The organism is Cecembia lonarensis LW9, assembly GCF_000298295.1.
GTDB classification, from domain to species: Bacteria; Bacteroidota; Bacteroidia; order Cytophagales; family Cyclobacteriaceae; genus Cecembia; species Cecembia lonarensis.
The window spans coordinates 1-784 of sequence record NZ_AMGM01000258.1 but is presented as its reverse complement, the minus strand read 5'-3'; the positions used below and the strand labels follow the sequence as shown (position 1 = coordinate 784).

The following is a 784-nucleotide window of genomic DNA, read 5'->3' as shown; positions in this document are numbered from 1 at the left end:
TACTTCGACGGCACGATCAACCTCAGTGAGCATTTGATCCACGACACCACGAGCACCTTCATCGTGCGGGTCTCGGGCTGTTCCATGGAGGGGTGCCGGCATCTCGGACGGGGACGAGCTGATCGTCAACCGCGCCCGGAAGCCGGTGGACGGCTCGATCGTGGTGGCGGTCCTGGACGGGGAAATGACCGTCAAGCGACTGCGCCTGACCCCGCGGGGTGTGGTCCTGCAGGCGGAGAACCCGGAATATCCGGATCTGGTGTGGGGGAGCTGGCGTCCCTCACCGTGTGGGGAGTTGCCGAAACATGTCTGCACCAGCTTAACTAGGTGCTATTCCGTTAAACGGGTGATTACGGCCCGCACAAGGGGTGCTATTGCCATTGTTGTCTAGCATTGAGCCGACGAAAAGGGCGAAACGCTCTGGACTTAGCAGGAGATCTCCCGTCTAATGCAGGAATAGTGCATTAGACGGGAGAATATTTTGCTTGATCGAGGAGCACCGCCGGGCTCTGCCTCGCTGTCCGCTTTTGCCCGACGTCTCCTTCCTGAACGAAGCAGAATCGGTTTTCACTGCCATGCTGGAAGGCTGGCAGGTGCGCCAGCGTGGCGGACGGAACCTCAAGGAATCCTCCGTGCGGGGCACCGTGAGCCAGATTTCGCAGTTTCAGGCGTTTACCAACGACTGGCCCTGGAACTGGAGCGCCGCTGATTTTGACGAGTGGATGATGCATCTGGTGGCAGTCAAGCAACTGGCTCCCTCGACGATTCGCACCTACCAGTACGC

2 protein-coding genes are annotated in these 784 nt (G+C 59.6%); both read left to right on the top strand.

Annotated features, from left to right (window positions below):
• Nucleotides 1–100: 100 nt before the first annotated feature.
• Complete coding sequence (locus B879_RS24060) at nt 101–391, top strand: LexA family protein (RefSeq protein ID WP_497706793.1); 291 nt, start codon at nt 101–103, stop codon at nt 389–391.
• 94 nt (nt 392–485) lie between these two features.
• Nucleotides 486–784, top strand: a 299-nt coding sequence (locus B879_RS24055; RefSeq protein ID WP_202949679.1) for a hypothetical protein, incomplete at its 3' end; no start/stop codon positions are given.